The organism is Amycolatopsis sp. TRM77291 (genome assembly GCF_054166285.1).
The window spans coordinates 3,544,352-3,565,223 of record NZ_JBSZHF010000001.1; the positions used below are offsets into that span (position 1 = coordinate 3,544,352).

General features: G+C 70.9%; 22 protein-coding genes and 1 pseudogene. 12 read left to right on the top strand and 11 right to left on the bottom strand.

Features of this window, described 5'->3' with window-relative positions:
• Positions 1 to 12: 12 nt before the first annotated feature.
• The 8 genes and pseudogenes from ACXIZN_RS16460 to ACXIZN_RS16495 form a co-directional block, all read right to left on the bottom strand.
• Positions 13 to 312 (bottom strand): hypothetical protein, encoded by a 300-nt coding sequence (locus tag ACXIZN_RS16460; protein ID WP_457955473.1) that lies wholly within the window; start codon positions 310 to 312, stop codon positions 13 to 15.
• A complete protein-coding gene (locus tag ACXIZN_RS16465) occupies positions 305 to 658 on the bottom strand; it encodes a DUF3253 domain-containing protein (RefSeq protein WP_457955474.1) in 354 nt (117 codons plus the stop codon). Before ACXIZN_RS16465 ends, ACXIZN_RS16460 begins: the two co-directional genes overlap by 8 nt.
• Before the next feature lie 37 nt (positions 659 to 695).
• Positions 696 to 923: a hypothetical protein gene (locus ACXIZN_RS16470; protein ID WP_457955475.1), complete on the bottom strand. Its 228-nt coding sequence runs from the start codon at positions 921 to 923 to the stop codon at positions 696 to 698.
• Positions 924 to 1,236: 313 nt separating this feature from the next.
• Complete coding sequence (locus ACXIZN_RS16475) at positions 1,237 to 1,809, bottom strand: hypothetical protein (RefSeq protein ID WP_457955476.1); 573 nt, start codon at positions 1,807 to 1,809, stop codon at positions 1,237 to 1,239.
• 51 nt (positions 1,810 to 1,860) lie between these two features.
• The gene (locus tag ACXIZN_RS16480; protein ID WP_457955477.1) at positions 1,861 to 2,802 is read right to left on the bottom strand and encodes a ribokinase; all 942 of its coding nucleotides are present in this window, start codon (positions 2,800 to 2,802) and stop codon (positions 1,861 to 1,863) included.
• Positions 2,787 to 3,821 (bottom strand): phosphotriesterase family protein, encoded by a 1,035-nt coding sequence (locus tag ACXIZN_RS16485; protein WP_457955478.1) that lies wholly within the window; start codon positions 3,819 to 3,821, stop codon positions 2,787 to 2,789. The genes ACXIZN_RS16480 and ACXIZN_RS16485 overlap by 16 nt, the downstream gene beginning before the upstream one ends.
• Positions 3,814 to 4,809, bottom strand: a complete 996-nt coding sequence (locus tag ACXIZN_RS16490; protein ID WP_457955480.1) for a DMT family transporter — start codon at positions 4,807 to 4,809, stop codon at positions 3,814 to 3,816. The genes ACXIZN_RS16485 and ACXIZN_RS16490 overlap by 8 nt, the downstream gene beginning before the upstream one ends.
• A pseudogene (locus tag ACXIZN_RS16495) lies at positions 4,806 to 5,592 on the bottom strand (glutamine amidotransferase). Before ACXIZN_RS16495 ends, ACXIZN_RS16490 begins: the two are co-directional and overlap by 4 nt.
• 109 nt (positions 5,593 to 5,701) lie before the next feature.
• On the opposite strand from ACXIZN_RS16495, the gene ACXIZN_RS16500 reads away from it, so the two are divergent.
• Both ACXIZN_RS16500 and ACXIZN_RS16505 read left to right on the top strand, forming a co-directional pair.
• Positions 5,702 to 6,691: a LacI family DNA-binding transcriptional regulator gene (locus ACXIZN_RS16500; RefSeq protein WP_457955481.1), complete on the top strand. Its 990-nt coding sequence runs from the start codon at positions 5,702 to 5,704 to the stop codon at positions 6,689 to 6,691.
• Positions 6,688 to 7,746 carry a M20 family metallopeptidase gene (locus ACXIZN_RS16505; RefSeq protein WP_457955482.1) on the top strand — a complete coding sequence of 353 codons (1,059 nt, stop codon included), beginning with the start codon at positions 6,688 to 6,690 and terminating at the stop codon, positions 7,744 to 7,746. Before ACXIZN_RS16500 ends, ACXIZN_RS16505 begins: the two co-directional genes overlap by 4 nt.
• Positions 7,747 to 7,755: 9 nt before the next feature.
• Here the strand turns inward: ACXIZN_RS16505 and ACXIZN_RS16510 are convergent, their stop codons facing one another.
• Positions 7,756 to 8,331 (bottom strand): TetR/AcrR family transcriptional regulator, encoded by a 576-nt coding sequence (locus tag ACXIZN_RS16510; RefSeq protein WP_457955483.1) that lies wholly within the window; start codon positions 8,329 to 8,331, stop codon positions 7,756 to 7,758.
• Positions 8,332 to 8,372: 41 nt separating this feature from the next.
• Between ACXIZN_RS16510 and ACXIZN_RS16515 the strand changes: the two genes are divergently transcribed.
• The 7 genes from ACXIZN_RS16515 (at position 8,373) to ACXIZN_RS16545 (ending at position 17,215) form a co-directional block, all read left to right on the top strand.
• Positions 8,373 to 9,308, top strand: a complete 936-nt coding sequence (locus ACXIZN_RS16515) for an SDR family NAD(P)-dependent oxidoreductase (protein ID WP_457955485.1) — start codon at positions 8,373 to 8,375, stop codon at positions 9,306 to 9,308.
• A gap of 600 nt (positions 9,309 to 9,908) precedes the next feature.
• Positions 9,909 to 11,024 carry a FecCD family ABC transporter permease gene (locus tag ACXIZN_RS16520; protein WP_457955487.1) on the top strand — a complete coding sequence of 372 codons (1,116 nt, stop codon included), beginning with the start codon at positions 9,909 to 9,911 and terminating at the stop codon, positions 11,022 to 11,024.
• Positions 11,021 to 11,833 (top strand): ABC transporter ATP-binding protein, encoded by an 813-nt coding sequence (locus ACXIZN_RS16525; protein WP_457955488.1) that lies wholly within the window; start codon positions 11,021 to 11,023, stop codon positions 11,831 to 11,833. The genes ACXIZN_RS16520 and ACXIZN_RS16525 overlap by 4 nt, the downstream gene beginning before the upstream one ends.
• Positions 11,826 to 12,824, top strand: a complete 999-nt coding sequence (locus tag ACXIZN_RS16530) for an ABC transporter substrate-binding protein (RefSeq protein WP_457955489.1) — start codon at positions 11,826 to 11,828, stop codon at positions 12,822 to 12,824. Before ACXIZN_RS16525 ends, ACXIZN_RS16530 begins: the two co-directional genes overlap by 8 nt.
• Complete coding sequence (locus tag ACXIZN_RS16535) at positions 12,821 to 14,479, top strand: ABC transporter ATP-binding protein/permease (RefSeq protein ID WP_457955490.1); 1,659 nt, start codon at positions 12,821 to 12,823, stop codon at positions 14,477 to 14,479. Before ACXIZN_RS16530 ends, ACXIZN_RS16535 begins: the two co-directional genes overlap by 4 nt.
• Positions 14,476 to 16,137, top strand: a complete 1,662-nt coding sequence (locus tag ACXIZN_RS16540) for an ABC transporter ATP-binding protein (protein ID WP_457955491.1) — start codon at positions 14,476 to 14,478, stop codon at positions 16,135 to 16,137. Before ACXIZN_RS16535 ends, ACXIZN_RS16540 begins: the two co-directional genes overlap by 4 nt.
• A gap of 214 nt (positions 16,138 to 16,351) precedes the next feature.
• Entirely contained in the window at positions 16,352 to 17,215 is an 864-nt protein-coding gene (locus ACXIZN_RS16545; RefSeq protein ID WP_457955493.1) for a hypothetical protein, read from the top strand.
• Positions 17,216 to 17,232: 17 nt separating this feature from the next.
• On the opposite strand, the gene ACXIZN_RS16550 is transcribed toward ACXIZN_RS16545, so the two are convergent.
• Together ACXIZN_RS16550 and ACXIZN_RS16555 are read right to left on the bottom strand one after the other, a co-directional pair.
• Positions 17,233 to 17,448: a hypothetical protein gene (locus tag ACXIZN_RS16550; protein WP_126730977.1), complete on the bottom strand. Its 216-nt coding sequence runs from the start codon at positions 17,446 to 17,448 to the stop codon at positions 17,233 to 17,235.
• 80 nt (positions 17,449 to 17,528) lie between these two features.
• On the bottom strand, positions 17,529 to 18,626 hold the full coding sequence (locus tag ACXIZN_RS16555) for an NAD(P)/FAD-dependent oxidoreductase (RefSeq protein WP_457955494.1): 1,098 nt from the start codon (positions 18,624 to 18,626) through the stop codon (positions 17,529 to 17,531).
• 186 nt (positions 18,627 to 18,812) lie between these two features.
• Here ACXIZN_RS16555 and ACXIZN_RS16560 point away from each other — a divergent pair, with 186 nt between their 5' ends.
• From ACXIZN_RS16560 to ACXIZN_RS16570, 3 genes are all read left to right on the top strand, one after another.
• Entirely contained in the window at positions 18,813 to 19,490 is a 678-nt protein-coding gene (locus ACXIZN_RS16560) for a sensor histidine kinase (protein ID WP_457955496.1), read from the top strand.
• A gap of 3 nt (positions 19,491 to 19,493) precedes the next feature.
• A complete protein-coding gene (locus ACXIZN_RS16565; protein WP_126730974.1) occupies positions 19,494 to 20,144 on the top strand; it encodes a response regulator in 651 nt (216 codons plus the stop codon).
• Positions 20,145 to 20,244: 100 nt separating this feature from the next.
• On the top strand, positions 20,245 to 20,868 hold the full coding sequence (locus ACXIZN_RS16570; RefSeq protein ID WP_457955497.1) for a response regulator transcription factor: 624 nt from the start codon (positions 20,245 to 20,247) through the stop codon (positions 20,866 to 20,868).
• The last annotated feature ends 4 nt before the right edge of the window (positions 20,869 to 20,872 follow it).

Genomic DNA, 20,872 nt, shown 5'->3' on the forward strand with positions numbered 1-20,872 from the left:
GGACGACGGGCTTCAGCTCAAGAGGTCGAGGCCGCGCTGCCACCGCTGCCGGCGCTCCGCGGGTTCCTGCTCCCACCACGGAGTTCCACGCTCCCCCAAGGCGACCTTGGCGATGTGCACCCGCGCCCGGGCCTGCCGCTCGGCTTCGGGATCCTGAGCGCGCCGGGCCGCGCCGACGTCCCGGCGAGCCCGCATCAGCAGGCCGCGCAACCGGGCCGCCGTCTCCTCCGGTATCTCCGGATCGGTCGCGCGCCAGCGCCGGCCGCCGATCACGACGAAACGCCCGTCGGGGGTGCGGTCCGGCTCAGCCATTCGCGTCCCCGGCCGGCCGGATCCTGATGGGTCCCGCCCACTCCCCGTCCGGGTCGAGCGACCGGCCGCCCTGGGTCAACCGCACCTCACCCGCCCGCGCGAGCTCGCGCGCCAGTTCCCGAGCCCGCGGCAGCAACGGACGCCACTCGTCCGCGAGCGCCCGGGCCGCGTCGGAAGGGCAGCAGCTGCCGCCTTCGCCTCGCGCGAAGGCCAAGGCGAGGATCGCCGCCCGCAACCGATCGGGCACCGGCCCGGTTCCCAGCGCCGTCCGGGCATGAACCGCATCCGGCCCGGCGTTCTCCAGGATCCGCTCCAGTTCTCGTCGAGGCCCTGCCCTGCTCGTCATACCGTCAGGATCGCACCGCCCGGCCGCGTCAGCCCGGTCAAGACCGGTCCGTGGCGCTGCGTTCGACGACTTCGGTGGCGCCTCGTTTGCTGAACGCCGCCCACAGGTTGAACCCCACCACCCCGACGCAGAGGGCCGCCCACAACCAGACGAAGCCGTTCCCGCGGCCGATTCCGCTGACCAGAACGAACACCAGCACCGCCATCCCACCGACCGCTCCGAACACGGCGACAGGTTTGGAGGGTTTCACCTTGAACGACGCCACCCGGAGACTCCTCGCGTAGAACGGATTACGGCGAGACCCTGATTCCCCTGCCCGGCACTGTCCAAACGCAACCGTCTTCGTGGGCGGTCGATGTTGATCCGTTCGCCCCAAGACGGTGCGGCGAACGGACGCGCCCGGGCACCGAGGGGTCGGCGAAGTGGCCACCGCGCGGCAGTTCCTCGAGCGTGCCGACGCGGTGAGCCAGTAGACCGAGATCGCCGTCGTGATCCGTCCAGGCCCAGAACTTCTCGGCGATCCCGCCGGGGAACAGAGCGCGAACGCTTTCGATCGCGCCCCTGAGAACCGGTCTGGGTCAAGCCCTGGTCCAGAGGTTGACGTCGCTGCTGGTCGCCACGACCAGCGTCGCCCCGGACGGGGAGAACCCGGCCGCACGCAGTTCGGAGTGGCGCGAATGGAAGATATGCCACCAGGTCTCGCCGTGCGCCCCACCGGTGTACGGATTCCCTCTGGACAACAGCACCCGTTCGTGCGGCCAGTCCGGGGCGGCGACATGCACCGACCACCCCGTGGTGCCGGTGTGCAGGCCGCCGCCGTCCAGCCCGGCCATCGGCACGCGACGCCCCGCGATCAGCCCGATCCCTTGGCACGTCAAGTCGTTGCCCTCCGGCTGATCCGGATCGGGGTCGCGGGCCAGCCGCTCACCGGTGACGGTGTCGAACAGCCCGAGCCCGTTCGTGGATTCCACCAACAGCAGGTCGCGACCAGTGCCGGGATCAGCGGCGAACCCGACACCTAGCAACCCGCCGACAGCGGCCACGTGGCGGCCGGCCGGACGCCACGGCGGAGGTGCCGCCCCCGCCGGCGCGGCCAGAATCCTTGCCCGCAGGCCCCGTTGATAGTCGGTGAGCGAAAGCTGTTCCGCCATCCCGCGAGTATGCCGGAGACCGAGCGCTGGATCAGCGCATACTCATCCGGCTCACCGCCCGAATGCCTGCACCTCGGCCAAAAGCGGCAAAGAAGGGTGCGCTCCGTGCCGCGTCACGACGACAGCGGCCACCCTCGCCGCGAAACGGCAAGCCGCCACCACGTCCGCGGTCGCCGGCTCACCGGGAACTTCCGCGAGCCGGGCGGCGAGCGCTCCGACGAACGAATCTCCCGCGGCGGTGGTGTCCACGGCCCGTACGGGGACGGCCGGGACGCGCGTGGACGACGACGCGTCGAGGACGGCGCATCCTTCGGCGCCCAGCGTCACGATCACCCACCGGCATCCCGCGGCGAACAGTCCGGCACCGCCGCGCCGCAAACCGTCGTCGTCGAACGGATCCTGACCGGTGAGCTGCCGGAACTCGATTTCGTTCGACACCACGACATCGCTCAGCGGCACCAGTTTCCCGGCGACGTCGTCGGCGGGCGCGGTGTTGAGCACGGTCAGCACGCCCCGTGAGCGAGCGGCCGCGAAAGCGCGTTCCGTCGCTTCGGGTGCCGCCTCCAACTGGCCCGCGACGACCCTAAGCCCCGGCAGTTCGAAGATCGCCGCTTCGGCCGCCTCCGCTGGGATGTCGCCATTCGCCCCGGACACGACGACGATCGAGTTGACGCCCTCCGCGTCGACGGTGATCGCCGCCCGGCCGGTGGGCGACGCGGACCTGCGCACGTTGGTCACGTCGGCACCCTCGGCGCGCAGGGCTTCCAGATACTCGTCGCCGTCCTCGTCCTGGCCGACGCAGCCGATCACGGCCACTTCCGCGCCGAGCCGGGCGGCGGCGACCGCTTGGTTGCCGCCCTTGCCGCCCAGCTCCCGGCTCGCCGAAAACCCCATCAGGGTCTCCCCCGGCTCCGGGATGCGCGGCGCCTGGACGATGTGATCGACGTTGAGCGACGCGACCACCGCTATCGCGCGGCTCATGCGGTCAGCCATCGGGCGGGAACGTCTCGCATCAGCCGGGCGACGGCTTCGGCCGCGACACCTTCGGCTTCGAGCAGATCGGCGAAGACCGTCGGCACGAACACGAGCCCGTTCCCGCCGTTGCGCGTCCACATCTGCTTCAGGAACAGGTCGTGCGACAGCATGATCTGGTCACCGAAGCCCTCGTTCACCCACCGGGCCACGGCGCGAGCGGTCTGGGAAACCGTCGGGGCGACGCCTTCACCGGGAAACGAGATGTCGAGGCCGATCATGTCGAACTCCAGCAGCACACCGCGTTCGAGAAGCTCCCGCTGATATCCCGGGTCTTCGCCGGACGGATCGCTGTGCGCCAGCGCCACTTTCGCCGGAAGCGCACCGCATTCGTCCAGCACGAGGTCGAGCACTTCGTGCCCGCGGCGCTGCCAGCCCGGCATGTGGATGTTCAGCCCCACGGTCGGCCGCGCCGCCTGCGCGAGCGCGGCGGCCCGCAAGGAGGCCCGTTCCCCGTCGGTGAAAAGCGGCGAAACACCGACCTCGCCGATGACCCCTGCCCGGATCCCCGTCTCGCCGACACCCTCGTCCAGTTCGGCGAGGATGCGCTCGGTCTGCGCGTCGACGGCGACCGCGGTGATGCGCTCCCCCTCGAACTTCTCCAGATACGCACCGGTGCCCATGACGATGGTGACCCCGGTGGACTCGGCGACCGCCGCCAAGGCGAGCGGATCCCGGCCGATCGCCGCGCTTCCGGTCGCGTCGACCACCGTGCCGCCGCCCGCCGCGGCGAACGCGGTCACCTCGCGCACGACGCTCGCCCGGTCCTTCGCCGCCACGTTGTCGGCGCAGCAGTAGGGATCCTGACGGAGGAGGAACTGCCAGCCCGGCCCCACTTCCGCCTCGGCGAGCCGCCGCGTGGAGGCATAGGCGGGCTCGGCGACCGCGGAGGACAGATCGTTGAAGAGGTGCTCGTGGGGCAGCACCAGCCCGAGGTCCGCCGCGTCGACCGCGCCGAGGACACCGCGCACCTCAGCCACGGCGCACCTCGGCGGGCTGGGCGAGGACCACCGGTTCGGCCGTGTGCCGGGACGGGATCATCGCGATCGCCGCGGCCGCCAGCGCCACGACCGCGCCGATGACGGTGACCAGGTGCAGGCTGGAACCCGCCGCGGGAGCGACGACTTCGAGCAGCAGCGACCCGATGAGCTGACCGGCTGTGGAGGCCAGCCCCAGCAACAGGAGCCCGAGACCACGCACCAGCAAGGCCATCAACGCGATCGACAGGAGGCCGAGCGGCCCGCCGAAGTACATCCACCAGGTACCCGGCAACGCGAAATGCGCGCCTGAGACCACCATGCGCACCACGTACACGAGGCCGAGCGCCACGAAGCCGATGAGGAAGTTCCAGGTGATGGAAACGAACATCGAGCCGGACAGCAGGCCGACCTCGGAGTTGCCCGCGGGCTGCCAGCCGGCGAGCAGGCCGCCGACGAACGGCATGATCGCCAGCGCGATCATGTGCGGGGCCGACCAGTTCGGGGACACCACCAGCACCGTGGCGCAGATGGCGAGGATCGCCCCGGCCACACGGGGCGCGCTCATCGCCTGCTTGAACGGGACGCCGATGCCCAGGCGGTCGCACACCACGCCGGAGATGACCATGCCGGAGATCAGCGAAGTCTGGAAGATCGCGACCCCGAGGAAACCCACCGTGACACCTTCGGAAAGCACGATCACCGCACCGCACAGGCCGGCGAAGAAGTTCCACCGCGGGATCTCCCCGCGCACCAGCTGACCGGGCAGCCGGAAGAACGCGTCGCGTGTCCTGGCCCGCGCCAGCACGATGATCAGCATCAGCACCAGGCCGGTGCCGAAGGACACCAGGGCGGCGGCGTGCCCGTCGGCGAGCGCGGTGCCGAGATGTCCGTTGACGAGTGACTGCAACGGGCCGAGCATTCCGGCGAAGACGGTCGCGATCGTCAGGACGACGACCGAGGCCGCGCGGCCGGTGGGTGACGTACTCATCGAATCCTCCTTGATCCCGAGTGCGCGCGGCTGGAGTTTTCGCGGCCGGCGAGCCAGGTCATCGCCTGCGCGAAGAGTTTGCGGTAGCCGTCCCAGTCCATGAACTCCTCCGGAGCCCAGTGCGGGGAGATGTCCGAGGTGAACGCGAGCGTGCGGCCGCGGCCGACCTGACGCGTGGCCAGCATGACGTCGCCTTCGACGGTGGCGAGCAGCTCCGCGTCCGGTTTCAGCGTGGTGTGCTGGTAGCCCAGCAGGATCGGCCACTCCTGGTCGAGGCCGGCGACCACGGGGTGGTCGGCCCGCACGACGCGGGCACGGACGCCCTCCGGCGTCTCGACGCGGTCGTCGTACGGGTCGATGTCGACCGGGAGGATCTCCTCGATCGGGGTCCGGTGGTAGTTGGCCTTGCCCTCGAAGCCCTGGAAGCTCAGGTAGCCGCCGGCCATCATCAGGCCGCCACCGTTCGTGACCCATTCTCGCAGCAGCTTGAGCCGGTTGGGTGTCGGACGGCCGCGGGTGAAGGTGTCCGGATAGCAGCAGCGTGTTGGAGCCGACGTCGGAGAGCAGGACGACGTCGTAGGCGCCGAGTTCCTCCAGCGTCTGCGGGAACTTCTCGGCCACGTCGTGCGAACGCAGGTGAGTCACCTCGACCCCTTCCGCCGCCAGCGCCGCCAGCAGCCGCTCGCACCCGATCTCCACCTGCGTGTGCGCGAACGGGTCGTATCCCTTGTGGTCGATCGTCGCACTGACCCACGACTCCCCGGCTAGCAGGACCTTGACCATCGACGACTCCTTCGGGCGAAAGCGTTAGCGTTTGTTGCGCAACATAGCGCAACGCCGCCAATATAGGATGCGCTGCAGTCGCCGTCAACGCTCAACGGGGAGGAGCCGGATGTCGCTGGCGAAGGTGGCCCGAGAGGCCGGAGTGGCCGTGTCGACCGTGTCGAGGTACGTCAAGGGAGAGCTCAACGTCGCCTCCGAGACGGCCCGGCGCATCGACGCCGCGCTGTCGGCCCAAGGGCATCCGCCCGTGCAGAAACAGGTGACCGGGCTCAGCCTCGGCCTGGTGGTCCCGTCGCTGGACAACCCGTACTTCTCCACGCTGGCGGACGCGGTGGTCGACGCCGCCGCGGCGGACGGCATCGACGTGCTCACCACGCTCACCGGCTCGTCGCCGTCGCGGGAGCGCGCCGCCGTCGAGCGCCTGATGCGGGTGCCGGACGTGGGCGGGCTGGTCTACCTGGGGATGCACAACACCAACGAAGCCTTCGCGAGCCGGCTGGCAGGCGACTTCCCGGTCGTCTTCCTCGACGAGTACATCGAGGCCACCGGGCCGCGGATCGCGCACGTCACCGCGAACGGTTTCGGCGGCGCCTACCAGGCGACCACCCACCTGATCTCCCTTGGCCACCGGCGGATCGCCCATGTCGGCGGACCGGCCGGGCTGCGGACGGCCGACCAGCGCGAGGCCGGTTACCGGGCGGCCATGAAGACCCACGGGGTCGAGGTGGACGAGTCGATGATCGTGCGCGGTGCCTTCAGCTCGGCGTTCGGCATGAACTTCTTCGCGCATATGGCACGGGCAGGCGCGGAGCCGACAGCCGTGTTCACCGCCAGCGACATCGCCGCGGTCGGCCTGCTCGAAGCGGCCCGCCGCGCCGGGGTGACGGTGCCTGGAGACCTTTCGGTGATCGGCTGCGACGGGATCACTCTCGGCGAATGGACGTCGCCGCGGCTGACCACCGTCGCGCAGCCGACTGAGCAGATGGCCCGCAAGGCGGTCGACGAGATCACCCGCCTCGCGGCCGGCCGCGTCCCCGCCGACCACGTGCTCTCCATGCAGCTCGTCGTCCGCGAATCGACCCAGGAGTACGCCGCATGACCGACGAAGCCCTCGCGTTCCTGCGCGACCTGGTGCGCCACGACACCACGTCAGGCGACAGCGCCGCGCAGGCCGCCGCGCAGGAGCTGGCCGTCTCCTACGCCACTGCCACCGCGGGCGTACGCGTGCTGCGACGCTCCACCACCGGGCGACCGTGGGTGCTGCTCGGCAGCCATTCCGGCGACGGAGCGCTGTTCGTGTGCCATATCGACACCGTCCCCGTCGGCTCCCCCGCACGGTGGGAACGCGCGCCGTTCTCCGCGGACGTCGACGAGGAGTTCCTGCACGGCCGCGGCAGCGTCGACATGAAGGGCGGGCTGGTCGCCGCACTGGCCGCGTTGCGCAACGCCGCGGAAGCCGGTGCCGGCGCGCAGGTCCTCATCACCAGCGACGAAGAGATCGGGTGCCTCGGCGCGACCGAGGCTTCGGCCTCGCTGGACTTGACGCCGCGGATCGTGGTGGTTCCGGAAGCGACCCGGAACCGCGTCTCACTCGGACACCGCGGCGCCACCTGGCTGCGGCTCACCGCGGAAGGGAAAGCGGCCCACGGCTCCACGCCCCAGCTCGGCCGCAACGCGGTCCGGTTGCTCGCCGACCGGGCGCTCAGCGCGCTCGATTCACTCCCGCTGGCCGCCGACGACTATCTGGGCGAGGAAACCGTCAACGTCGGCACCTTCGAGGGCGGCACCGCGACGAACATCGTGCCCGCGTCGGCTGTTCTGACGCTCGATGTGCGCACTGTGGACGGTGGAGCACCTGCGACCGCCTGGGCTTCGTCGCTCGATCCGGCGATCACCGCGGAGGTGGATCTCGATCTGCCCGCCGTCCGGACCGCGCGGCTGCCCGAGCTGCTCGCCGGCCAGACCACCGCACCCGCCGCCACCTATTTCACCGACGCCTCGGCCTTGGCCGGATCGGTGGCCGGAGCCCCGATCGTGATCTGGGGCCCGGGAGATCCCCGGCAGATGCACGCGGCCGACGAAAAGCTCGAACTGGAATCCTGGCGGCAGGCTTCGCGCGACTATCTACGGCTGGCGTTGTCCGCCGCGTGCTGACCGGTTCGGTCACCCACGCCGGATCCCGTCGATCAGCATGCGCACGAGTTGCTCCACGGTGACCTGCCACGTGTCCTTCGCCAGATGACCACTGAGTTCCAGTCCCGCGATGCCGTGCGCACTCGACATCAGCAGCGCGCCGTACCGAGGCGCGTCGGATTCGCCGACCATGTCCGCCACCAGTGCCAGGAACACACCCTCGAGACGGCCCGCGGCCTCGCGGGCGGCGGGGGTGTCCGCCGGAGTGCTGAACATCAGCGCGTACCGGTGCGGCCACCGGCGGGCGACGCCGATCAACGCCAGGATGGCTCGCTCCAGCCGTATGTCCGAAGTGGACTCGACGGTCGCGCGAAGGTGCTCGACGTCGTCCGCCAGTGAATTCCACGCGTTGATGGCGAGCTGAGCCAGCAGATGCTCTTTGTTCTCGAAGTGCCCGTAGGGCGCGCCTCGTGAGACCCCGGCCCGGGCTCCGACCGCACGCAGGGTCACGGCGTCGGGACCACCCTGATCGAGTAGCTCGGAAGCCGCGCGGACGAGGGCTTGCCGCGTGGCCTCGGCGGTCTCGGTTCGTGTCACGCCGGCCATTCTAGTTGACAGTGTCATCCGAACCGGGCAGGCTCTTTCATATGACATTGTCACATGAGCTGCCCGATCTGACGGGCCGGACCATCGTCGTCACCGGGACGACCTCCGGACTCGGTCTCGCCCTCTCCGGCGCGTTGGCGGCGGCCGGTGCCCGGATCCTGATGACCGTGCGCGACACCGCGCGTGGAGGGGCGGCCCTCGACCAGGTGCGAGCCGGGATCGACGGCACCGGTTCGGCCGAACTCGTGCTGCTCGACCTGGCCGACCTCTCCTCGGTACGGGCCGCCGCCGCGGAGCTCCGGGAACGCACCGGGGATCGGATCGACGCGCTGATCAACAACGCCGCGGTATCGCTGGGGCCGCACAGCCGGACCCGGGACGGGTTCGAGCTGCAGATCGGGACCAACCACCTCGGTCCGGCCGCGCTGACCTGGCTGCTGATGCCCGCGCTGCGGGCGGCCGGAGACCGCGGGCGGCCCGCCAGGGTCGTGACGACGTCCAGCCTCGGCCACCGCACCGGCGGACTCGACCTCACCGACCTGCATTGGGAACGCCGGCGCTACTCGCCGACCCGCGCCTACGGAGCCTCCAAGCTCGCGAACCTCCTGTTCGCCGCGGAGCTCGATCGACGGCTTCGCGCGTCCGGCGACCCCGTGCTGTCGATCGCCGCCCACCCGGGACTGACGACGTCGCAGCTGCTGACCAACGCCCTGGCCCGCGGGAGCACGTGGAGGTCCCGCCTTCTGGTGCTACCGGACCGATACCTCTCGCAACCGGTCGCCACCGGTATCGCGCCCCAGCTCCTCGCCGCCACCGGACCGGTCGAGGGCGGCGCCTACCTGGGCCCGACCGGACCGTTCGAGATCCGCGGACCGGCCGGTCCCGCACGCCGCTCGGCGGCCGCCGAAGACCGGGAGCTGGCGGCCGAGCTGTGGCAGATCACGAGCGCCGCCACCGGGGTCACTCCCGACCCGTGATTTCGGCCGTCGCCGTGGTACCGGCGTCGCCCGGATCCCGCAAGCATCGGCACAACGCGGAAAGCGCGGCAGCCGCCCGTCGCCGAAATTCGGCCACGGCCTGCCAGGCGTCCGAGGCGTGTACACACAGCCCGGCGCATGTTGGCCTGCGCCGACGATTTCAGGCCGCTTCGCCGACTGGGCCACCGTGCCTGTAGTCCAAAAAGGACGATCCTCGGGGACAACGTCGCGAAAGTGGCTTTCGCGACACTCCTCGCCACCAGCGGCCCACCCCATGTCCCGAAAGCCACTTTCGGGACACCAGACGTCGCGAAAGTGGCTTTCGCGACACTCTCGCCACTAGCGTCTTGCGCCTTGCTCGGCGCGTTCGGACGACGACCGTCGATGCCGTGCGCAAAGCCCACTGGGCGGCGGGGGTACGTCATCAGCCGCGACCGTCTCGAAGTGCTCCACCGCTGCCGCCGCACGCCTCCCTCGAGGGCCGAACGGAAAGCGACCGTCAAGCTGTGATGATAATCATTACCGATTATCTGTTGATAACGATTATCGGGTGCAGTTAGGCTCCGGTGTCCTCCCACCACAGACCGATCGGCGTCCCACATGGTTGTTCGTTCGCGGCCGTCCGCGTCGCCCTCGGGCGTTCGCGATCGGCAAGCGGCACTCGCCCGGTCCCGCCTCCTGCACCGGGGGGCGGTCACGGTCCTCGCCGTCGCGATCCTCGGACTGCTGGTCGTCTCCGGCTCGGTGGGGACGGTCGAGGTCGGGCTCGCGGACGCGGCCCGCATCGTGATCGGTCATCTGGTGCCGAACGTGCCGTGGATGTCGGACGGCAGCCTGACCGTCTTGCAGGACCAGGCGGTATGGCAGTTCCGGCTCCCTCGCGCGCTGCTGGCCGGGCTCGCCGGGGCGGGGCTGGCGCTCGCCGGGGCGATCATGCAGGTGATCGTGCGCAATCCGCTCGCGGAGCCGTACCTGCTCGGCGTGTCGTCCGGGGCGGGGGTCGGCGCGGTCCTCGTGATCACCCTCGGTTCGGCCGCCGTGGGCGGGCTTCCCCTGGGCGCGGCGGCCTTCGCCGGGGCTTTGGTGGCCAGTGTGTGCGTCGCGCTGGTCGCCCGGCATCGCGGCATCCTGTCGCCGACCCGGATGATCCTGTCCGGTGTCGCGCTGGGTTCCCTGTTCAGCGCGATCACGAGCTATCTGACGTTGACCACCGAGGCACAGAACGTGTTCAGCGTCCTGTTCTTCTTGCTCGGCAGCGTTTCCGCCGCCTCGATGGCTTCCTTGGCCGTGCCGGCGGTGGCGTTCGCGGCCGCCTGTGTCGTCGTGGGACTGCGGACCAGGGCCATGAACGCGCTGCTGAGCGGCGACGAGTCCGCGACCGCGCTGGGAGTCGACGTGAACCGCCTCCGCGCCGTGCTTCTCGTGACCGCCGCCCTCCTGACGGGGTCGATCGTGTCGGTCAGCGGCGGCATCGGTTTCGTCGGTCTCGTGATCCCGCACGTGGCACGGATCCTCGTCGGCTCGGACCATCGCCGGATGCTGCCGGTCGCGGTACTCGGCGGTGCCCTGTTCCTCATGGTCGCCGACCTGCTCTCGCGCACGGTCGCGGCGCCCGGCGAAATACCGATCGGGATCCTCACCGCGGTCGTGGGCGCGCCGTTCTTCCTGTGGCTGATGCGCCGGGACACGGCCACGCGGGCGGGGTTCGGCCGGTGAAGGTCCATTTCCACGAGGTCAGCGCCACGCTGGGCGGCGACCGGGTGCTGCGGGACGTGGACATCGAGGTCCGCTCCGGCCGTTTCCTCGGTCTCGTCGGCCCGAACGGCAGCGGCAAGTCGACCTTGCTGCGCACGCTCTACCGCGCCGTCGCGCCGTCGTCGGGCCGCGTGCTGCTGGGCGAGCACGACGTGTGGCGCACCGACCGGCGGACCGTCGCCAGGGCGGTGGCGGTGATGACTCAGGAGACGTCGTCCGAGTTCGACCTGACGGTCCTCGACGTCGTGCTCCTGGGCCGGGTGCCCTTCCAGCGCGGATTCGGCCGTGACACCGAAGCCGACCTCGATCTCGCGTGGGCCGCGCTCGACCGGGTCGGCGCCACCGACATCGCCGGACGGCCCATCGGACGGCTCTCGGGCGGACAGCGGCAGCGGGTGATGCTGGCCCGCGCGCTGGCGGCCGACTCCCCCGTCCTCGTCCTCGACGAACCGACCAACCACCTCGACATCGCCTTCCAGCTGGAACTCATGCGGATCGCGGCAGGGCTCGGTCGCACCATCGTCGCCGCCCTGCACGACCTCAACCTCGCGGCCACCTACTGCGACGACATCGCGGTGCTCGACGCCGGCCGCGTCGTCGCCACCGGAACGCCGGACGAAGCGCTCACCCCACGCGTCGTGGAAGACGTGTTCGGCGTCGCCGTCGACCAGCTCATCCATCCACGCGACGGCAGGCCGGTGCTGGTCTTCGGCCGTCGCGGGGAGACCCGTTCACCACTCGGCACACCCGGAAAAGAGAACCATGCGTAAAACCCTGTCCTTCGCCGCGTTCGGAGCCGGCCTGTCGCTGATCGCGGGCTGCGGTACCTCGGTCACCCCGGCCGCGCCGTCGAACAACGCGAACACGGCGGTCACCGTCTCCAACTGTGGCCGGGATGTCACCGTCAATGCCGTTCCCCGCGCCGCGGTCGGGCTCAGCCCGTCGCAGACGGAACTGTTGCTGCGGCTGGGTCTCGCGGGCTCGCTCGTCGGACAGGCACAGACCGCCACCGCGCCGCTCCCGGAAGACGTGGCCGCCCAGGCCGCCACCATCCCGGTGCTGAGCGAGTCGGGGCCGCCGAGCCGGGAGAAGCTCCTGTCCGCCAAGCCGGACTTCGTCTTCTCCCCCACCACCTACGAATTCACCGCGGAAAAGGGCTTCGCCAGCTTGGAGCAACTGCGGCAAAGCGGCGTCGCCGCCTATGTCGCCGCGGGCGGCTGCGCCGAACGCCGGATGAACGGCACGGTCGAAGATCTCTTCACCGATCTGGAGAACCTCGGCAGGATCTTCGCCGTGCCGGACAAGGCGAAGGCACTGGTCGATCAGGGCCGAACGGATCTGGCCGCCGTCGACAAGGCCGTCGCGGGCCGCCCCCGCCCCACCGTCGCCCAGGTTTTCCTGGAAGGCACCACCGTCACCGCGATCGGCGCCGGCATCGAGTACGACATCATCCGCAGGGCGGGCGGGGACAACGTGTTCTCGCCGAAGGACCCGCAGTTCGCCAAGTTCTTCGCCGCGCAGATCACCCCCGAGGCGCTCGCCGCGAAGAATCCCGACGCGATCGTGCTCGCGGTCAACGGGCCCGCGCAGAAGCAGGCGAGCATCGACTACCTCACCCGTACCTTCCCCGCCATGACCGCCGTCCGCGAACAGCGCTTGATCGCGATCGACGCCGCCGACACCTATCCCGGCACCCTCGGGAACATCTCGGTGGTGCGGGAGATCGCGCAACGACTCCACGCGGACGCGTTCACCCGGTGATCCATCGCAGGCTCCTGCGCCTGGCGGGTGTCGTCCTCGCGCCCGTCCTGCTGCTCGCGCTGCTCTCGATACTCGTGTCGGCCTGCTATGTCGGCGGAGCCGTGCTGACGGCGTCCGTCCTCGCCGATCTCACCCGAGGCGGGGACTTCGCGACGGTGGCACCCGCGATCGCGGCCTTGACCGGCGTCGTCGGGGTGCGCGCGCTCCTGCTGTGGACGCGGGAGGTCGCCGCGGCCAGGTTCGGCATCGCCATCCGCACCCGGCTGCGCGGGGAGCTACTGCGCCGCATCGCCGCACTGGGACCGGCCTGGACGCGGGGAGAGCGCGCGGGCGCGATCACGCACACGGTCGTCGACGGGGTCGAAGCCCTCGACGCCTACTACAGCCGCTATCTGCCGCAGCTGCTCGTGACCTGTCTGGTTCCCGCCGCCATCGCCGGGTGGCTGTTCACCGTGTCGGTGCCCGCCGCCGCGATCCTCGCGACAGCGGTCCTGTGCGCCGTGGCCGTCCCCCGTTTCTGGGACGCCCGGCTGCTCCGGACGGGCCGAACCCGGTGGAGCGCCTACGAAAGGCTGGCCGCCGACTATCTGGAGGCGACCCAGTCGATCGGCGTCCTCCGGCTCTTCGGCGCGGGACGCCGGGCAGGCGAGGCACTCGCCCATCGCGGCGACCGCCTGCACCGGGCGACGATGGCCCAGCTGCGCGTCTCACTGGTGGAAGCGGGAGTCAGCGCCCTGGCACTGCACCTCGGCCTCGCGGCCACGATCGTCGTCGCGTGCGCCGGGGTCGTCGGCGGTCAGGCGCCCGCCGCGTCGGTGTTCCTGTTCTTGTTGTGCGCCAGGGAATGCTTCCGACCGGTACTCGACCTGTCCGCCCACTGGCACATCGGTTACCAAGGGCTGGGCGCGGTCGAGGGCATCGACGAGATCATGACGGCGCGTCCGCGGGTCGCCGACACCGGCACCCGCACCGAACCCGCTCGGCACGGGGCCCGGCTGCTGCTGCGGGACGTCGGATACCGGTACCCGAACGGCGCGGGCGTTTCGGGCATCGGCTTCGAATGCGCGCCGGGGAGCACGACCGGGATCGTGGGCCCGTCGGGTGCCGGGAAGAGCACGATCGCCCGGCTGCTCGTCCGCGAGGCCGACCCGCAGCAGGGGACGATCGAACTCGACGGAACCCCGCTCACCGGGTACACCCTCGCCGCGCTGCGCGCGAGCATCGGCGTCGTCGGCCAGCACACCTATCTTTTCCATGGCACCGTGGAAGAAAACCTCCGGCTCGCCCGGCCCGGCGCCACGCACGACGAGGTCCGCGCCGCCGCCCACGTCGCGGACGCGATCGAATTCGTCGAGGCGCTCCCCCAAGGCTTCGCGACCGTCCTCACCGAGAACGGGACCCAGCTGTCGGGCGGGCAGCGGCAACGCCTCGCCATCGCCAGGGCGGTGCTCGCCGCGCCTCCGGTGCTGCTGCTCGACGAAGCGACCTCGGCACTGGACGTCGACACCGAGAAACGCGTCCTCACCCGGCTTGCGGAGCACTGCGAAGGCACCACCCGGATCGTGATCGCCCACCGCGAGACCGCCCTGCGCGACGCCGGCGCGATCGTCACGATCGAGTCCGGCCGCGTCACCGGCCAGGCGGTCCACTCGTGAGCGGGCCGCTCCGCCGGCTTCTGCCGGTCATCGGCGAGCAGCGGGCCATCTTCGTCTGGACGGTCGTGAGCAACGCGGCCGTCCAGCTCGGCGCGCTGACGACGACCGTGCTCGGCACGTGGCTCGCCGGACGGGCCGCGGCGACCGGCACCGCGCCACCGGCCGTCGTCGCGACCGTCCTGTGCGGCCTGGCCGTGGTGACCGCGGCGATGACCTGGCGCGAGTCCTGGGTCTCCCACGATCTGGCCTACCGGCTGATCGGCACCTTGCGTGCCCGGGTGTTCGACCGGCTGCGCGTGAGCCTGCCCGACCGCCGGAAGCCCCGCCGGAGCGGCGATCTCGTCTCCGTCGCCTTCGCCGACATCGACCGCCTCGAATGGCTCTACGCGCACACCGCGGCCCAAGCACTCACCTCGGCCATGATGCTCGCCGCCACCGCGACCCTGTCGCTCATGGTCACGCCGTGGCTCCTGCTGGCGTGGGTACCGTTCGTCGCCGTGACCGCGACGCTGCCGTGGCTTTCCGGCCGGGCGGGAAGGCGGCAGGGCACCGAACTCACCGAGGCCGCCGCGACCCTCAACGCCGAACTCGTCGACACCGTCCGCGGCCTCGGTGAACTCAGCGGTGCGGGCGCCCTGGACCGTCGCACCGCCGCGCTGGCGGAACGGACGCGTGCGCTGACCGCCGTGCAAACGAGGATCGGCTCCCGGATCGGTGGGGAACGCGCTGTCACGGACGCGGCTCTGGCGCTCAGCGCGATCGGCGCGCTCGCGGTCTGCGCGGCGAATCTCGACACGATCGACCGCGCGCTCGCACCGGTCGCCATGGTGCTGGCCACCGCGGCGCTCGGCCCGATCGCGCAGATTTCGGATCTGCTGCGCAACGTCGGCACGTTGCGCGCCGCCGGTACCAGGATCACCGGAATCCTCGACCGGGCACCGGCGGTCCACCAGCCCCCCGTGCCCCGGCCCCTTCCGCCCCGCGACCTCGCAACCGGACTCGTCTTCGATCGCGTGTCCTTCGGTTACCGCGACGACGCTCCACCGGTCCTGCGCGACGTGTCGTTCACCGTCCGCCCCGGCGAACGGGTCGCCCTCACCGGGCCGTCCGGCGCGGGCAAGACCACGTGCGCGCTGCTCGCGACCCGGATGTGGGACCCGGACGCCGGCCACATCACCCTGGACGGCGTCGACCTCACCGAGCTGGCCGACGACGACCTCCGCCGCGCGATCAGCGCCGTTCCCCAGGAACCCGGCCTGCTCACCGGGACGGTCGCCACCAACATCCGGCTCGGGAACCCGGAAGCCGTCGACACCGAGGTCGAACGGGCCGCGCGGCGGGCGGGGATCCTCGACCCGGGAGCCGGATTCCCCGCCGGACTCGCCACCGTCGTCGGCGAATCCGGTGACGGGCTGTCCGGTGGCCAGCGAGCACGAGTCGCCGTCGCGAGGGCGCTGCTGATGAATCCGCGGATCCTCGTCCTTGACGAGGCCACCGCGAACCTCGACCCCGAAGCCGACGAAGCCATCACCGCGGCACTCGCCTCGGCCGGGAACGACATCGGTGTCCTCGTCATCGCCCACCGCCCCGCCACACTGGCCGGCTGTCACCGGGTGGTCGCCTTGCGAGAGGGTGGAGGCGAGGCGAACGTGTCGTGATCGCGGCCCTGACCACTGACGACCACCCGCACCGAGCACATCACCGCCGGCGCCCATGTCGCGAAAGCCACTTTCGCGACGCCTGATGTCCCGAAAGTGGCTTTCGCGACACGTTCGATCGGCGGAAGCCCGTGAAAGAGCGCGGCGGCCCCCTGCGCCACGTTTTCCTTAGCCCTCAATAATCTCGTTCGTGCTCGGTCGAGGGAGGGTTCCTGTGGCAGATTCAGGTCGGCGCGGCACCGGCTGGCTCGGTGTCTTCACGATCGCGACCATCCTGCTCATCGGGTTGGTGGTGTTCTTCGGAGGCCCGGCGACGAGCGTCGCGGGGAAGGACGTCGGCTACATCTCCGGTGACGAGGCGAACCTCCGGCGATGCCCGTCGGTCGACTGCGAGCCGACCGCGACATACCACCGGGACCAGCAGCTGATCATCGTCAAGGCCGATGTCACCGGTGGCGAGTCGCACGGGTCGCGGCGATGGCTGGAAGTCCAATACGGCGACGAAGTCCGTTACGTGCATTCGTACTTCGTCACCGAAAAGTCGGACTCGCGGGCAGCGTCGCTCGAACTCCTGGTTTCCGGAGGGGCCGCGCTGGTCGCCATCGCGATGGTCGGTCTCGCCGGCTGGCGACGAGGCCAGACCTGGGCGGCCATGAAGGAGAAGACGGCGAACACCCTGCTCGCCGCGGGTACTTTCGCGGCCGGGCTGATCGTCGGGATCGTCGCCTTCCTGGTCGCCAGTGCCGACGGCCAGTCCAGGGCGGCCTTCCTGTCGAGCGCGCTCGCCAACGTCGGTGCCGGCCTGGTCGGTGCGGCGGTGACCTTCGTTCTCTTCCAGGTCTTTCTCAGCCGCCGAGCGCCCTCACGAGAACAAGTGGTGGAGCTGCGGGCGCACTTGTCCGAGCTGAGCCGCGCCATCGAAGGAACCCGCGTGGCGACCGCACCACCGACCCCGTCCGCCCCGCCCGCCGAGGAGCGGCGTGGCGGTTCCCGGATCGTGCGCTTGGCTCTTCTGGCGACGGCGGTCGCGTGGATCCTGCGGCGGACGCGAGGCTCCGGCAGCTCCTTCCGGCGCTGATCGGCTCGCACCCAGCGTCAACCCGTCGTCAGAGCCCGCTGCGACACACTGCCGGAATGCACCGGCGCGACGAACACACTGCGAGGCGGCGCCGGTCTCTCGTCGTCGGGCAGGTCGAGGGCCGCCAAGCCGTCCTGCCATCGCACCCAGTCCTGGACGCACAAACCCAGCCAGAACTCCACACCGTCACAGTCGCGGCGGCGGCAACGGTTTCTGCCGCTATCGATCGTCATGAACTCAAGGCACCCTCCTCCCCCCATTCGTCTCCACACAGTACTGCGACGACCTGCCCACCCGTTTCGCGACTCGCGCCTCACCGCACCGGGTCGTAAGGCTTCAGGTCGATCCCCGGATCGGCCTGGCGGGCCAAGCGCGCCGCGATCGAACCGACGTACGGGCCCATCGTCAGCCCCGACGCGCCCAGACCGTTGGCCACGACCAGTCCGGCCACCCGCGACACGGTGCCGAGGAGCGGGCGGATGTCCGGCCCGGCGGGGCGGAACCCGACCCGGGTCTCGACGTACGTCGCGTCGGCCAGTCCCGGCGCCACCGACAGCGCTTCGGCCAGGACTTCCGCCATCCCGGCGGCGGTGACCCGGTGATCGAAGCCGGTGCCGTCCTCGCGGGTCGCACCGACCACGATCCGGGAATCGTCGAAGGCCAGGAGGTAGTGCCGCGACCGTGGCAGGATCACCGGCCAGTGCGCGGTTTCCACGCCCGGCAGCCGGAGATGGACGATCTGACCGCGCTGCGGCTCGACCCGCACCTCGACACCGATCGGTTCGAGCAGCCGCGGCGACCAGGCACCGGCCGCCGCGATCACCGCGTCCGCGCCGACGACCTCCCCGTCCACCCGCACTCCCCGAACCGCGCTGCCGGCGACCAGGGACGCCGTGCCGTCGACGATCCGCGCACCGTGCCGCACCGCCGCCCGGCGCATCGCGTCGCGGACCGACCGGCCGTCCAGCCGCGCCGCGCCCGGGATGTGGATAGCCGGACCGTCGTGCGCGAGGGGCGGGAAGAACTCCCGTGCCCGGCGAGCGTCGATCAGCTCGACCTCGCCGGCCAACGGCGACTCCTCCGCGCGTCGCGTCACGCGCCGCAGCGCCTGCTCGGATTCGGCTTCGGTGACCAGGCTCAGCGAACCGACCCGCCGGTAGCCGAGCTCGGTTTCGCCGTCCTCGGCCAGCGCCTGCCGCAGCTGTTCGTAGTACTCCGCGCCCGCCACGGCGATCCGGTACCAGTCCGGATCGTCCACTTGGGACGACCAGGGGCAGATGATGCCCGCACCCGCCGACGTCGCGCGGCCCGGCGCCGGCGAGTCCACCATGACCACGTCCACCCCGGCCCTGGCCAGTTCGTATCCGGCCGCGGCACCGACGATCCCGGCACCGACGACGACCACCCGCATCTTCTTCACTCCTTCTCGCCGCATCGACCAAGGCGGGGTAAGTATCGGGCCCAAACCGTTACCCGGCCCGGCGGCGGGCGGGGAAACGCCGGGGCGCCGTTCCGCGACTAGTACAGCGAGTGACCAGAACGCTACGCACGATCGAGACGCCGAGGCATCCAGGTCCTGCTGCCGGACGGGGAGAAAATGCGCCGGACATTCGTCGTCACCGACGTAGTCCGTCCTGCCGGGTACGAAGACCGGCTCAGGACGGTGCTCAACGATCTCCACGACGGCCTCGGACCGACCCTCGCCGTCGCGGTGCTCGGGCTGCGCGCGGCCCGTGATCTGCTCGTCCGCGACCGGGCCGGGGCCGAGCGCCTCCTGGCCCGGCTCGAGGAGGAACTCCACGGCGCCATCACGGAGTTACGCCGCATCGTGACCGACGCGCGCCCGCCGGCGCTCGACGAGGCGGGCCTCGTCACGGCCGTGCGCCGGTATGCCGGGCTGCTCGCCGACCGGGTACCCGCCGAGCACGGCCCGCTGGCGGTGGCGGTCGAGGTCCGCGGTGAGCTGCCTCCGCTGTCGGCCGAGGTGGAGGTCACCGCGTACCGGATCATCCGCGAGGCGCTCGTGAACATCGCCCGCCACTCCGGTGCCCGGCAGTGCGCGGTGCGCCTCTGGCCGCTGGACGGCGATCTGCGCGTGGAGATCGTCGACGACGGTGTCGGCCTCGGCGGCGAGGCGCTGCCCGCGGTCGGCGGAACCGGGCTGCGGTCGATGCGGGAACACGCCGGCGACCTCGGCGGCGGCTGCGTGGTCGAGCCGGTGTCCTCGGGCGGTACCCGGATCGCCGCCTGGTTGCCGTTCGCCACCAAGGAGTGAGCGATGGTCCCGGAACTCCGTGTCCTCGTGGTGGACGACCATCCCGCCTTCCGGGCGGCCATCTGCGCGATCCTCGACGGTACCGACGGCATCGAGGTCGTCGGCCAGGCGCCGGACGGCCTCACCGCGGTCGCGGAGGCGGGCAGGGTGGCGCCCGACGTCGTCCTGATGGATCTGAACCTCCCGGACCTCGACGGCGTCGAGGCGACCCGCCGGATCGTGGCCGCCGCCCCGCACACCGGAGTGCTCATGCTGACCATGTTCGAGAACGAAGCCGCGGTGTTCGCCGCCATGCGCGCGGGGGCGCGGGGTTATCTGCTCAAGGGGGCGCGCAACGAGCAGGTCGTCCGCGCGGTACGGGTGATCGGCGACGGCGAGGCGATCTTCAGCCCGGCGATCGCGACCCGCGTGCTTTCGCTGCTGGGCACGGAATCCCCGCGCGACGAGTCCTTTCCGCAGCTGACCGCGCGCGAGCGGGAGATCGTGCGGCTCATCGCGCAGGGCATGGGGAACGCCTCCATCGCCGACCGGCTGGTGCTCAGCCCGAAAACGGTCCGCAACCACGTGTCCCACATCTTCCGCAAGCTCCAGGTCACCGACCGGGCGCAGGCAATCGCCAAGATCCGGAAGGCGGGCGTCGCCCGATCGGAGTAGCGAAGCGGGACAAATCGGGACACCGGGTCCCTGTTCGCGGAACCCTCCCCGAACGATCCTTGAAAAGGACGAAACGCCGTTCGCGGGGAGGGGTTCATCCATGCTCGTCGACCAGATCCCGGTGCTGCTTCACGCCACCGACACCATCACGCACGCGGGTGTCACCGCCGCGCTGCGCTCACGCCCTGAGATCCGCTTCGCCGAAGACTGCGACGAGCCGGCCGTCGTCCTGGTCATCGTCGAGCGGCTGAACGAGGAGGCACGGCAGTTGCTGCGCAGCCTCCACTGCGCCGGACGCGCGGGAATCGTGCTGGTCGCCGGCGAGGTGGAGGACTCGGAGTTGCTGGACGTCGTGGGCAACGGCGTCTCCGCCATCATCCGCCGGGGTGACGCCACCCCCGACACGCTGGTGCGGCTGGTGAAGGCGGCGGCCGCCGGGGAAGGCGCGCTGCCGCCGGATCTGCTGGGCCGTCTGCTTTCCCGGGTGTCACGGTTGCAGCGGGACGTGCTGCAACCGAACGGCTGGGATCTGGCGGGGATGTCGCAGCGCGAGACCAAGGTGCTGCGGATGATCGCCGACGGGCTCGAAACGAAGGAGATCGCCGACCGGCTGAGCTATTCCGAGCGGACGGTGAAGTCGATCCTGCACGACATCACCAACCGTTTCCAGCTCCGCAACCGCGCCCACGCCGTCGCGTTCGCCTTGCGCGAGGGGCTGATCTGATCCG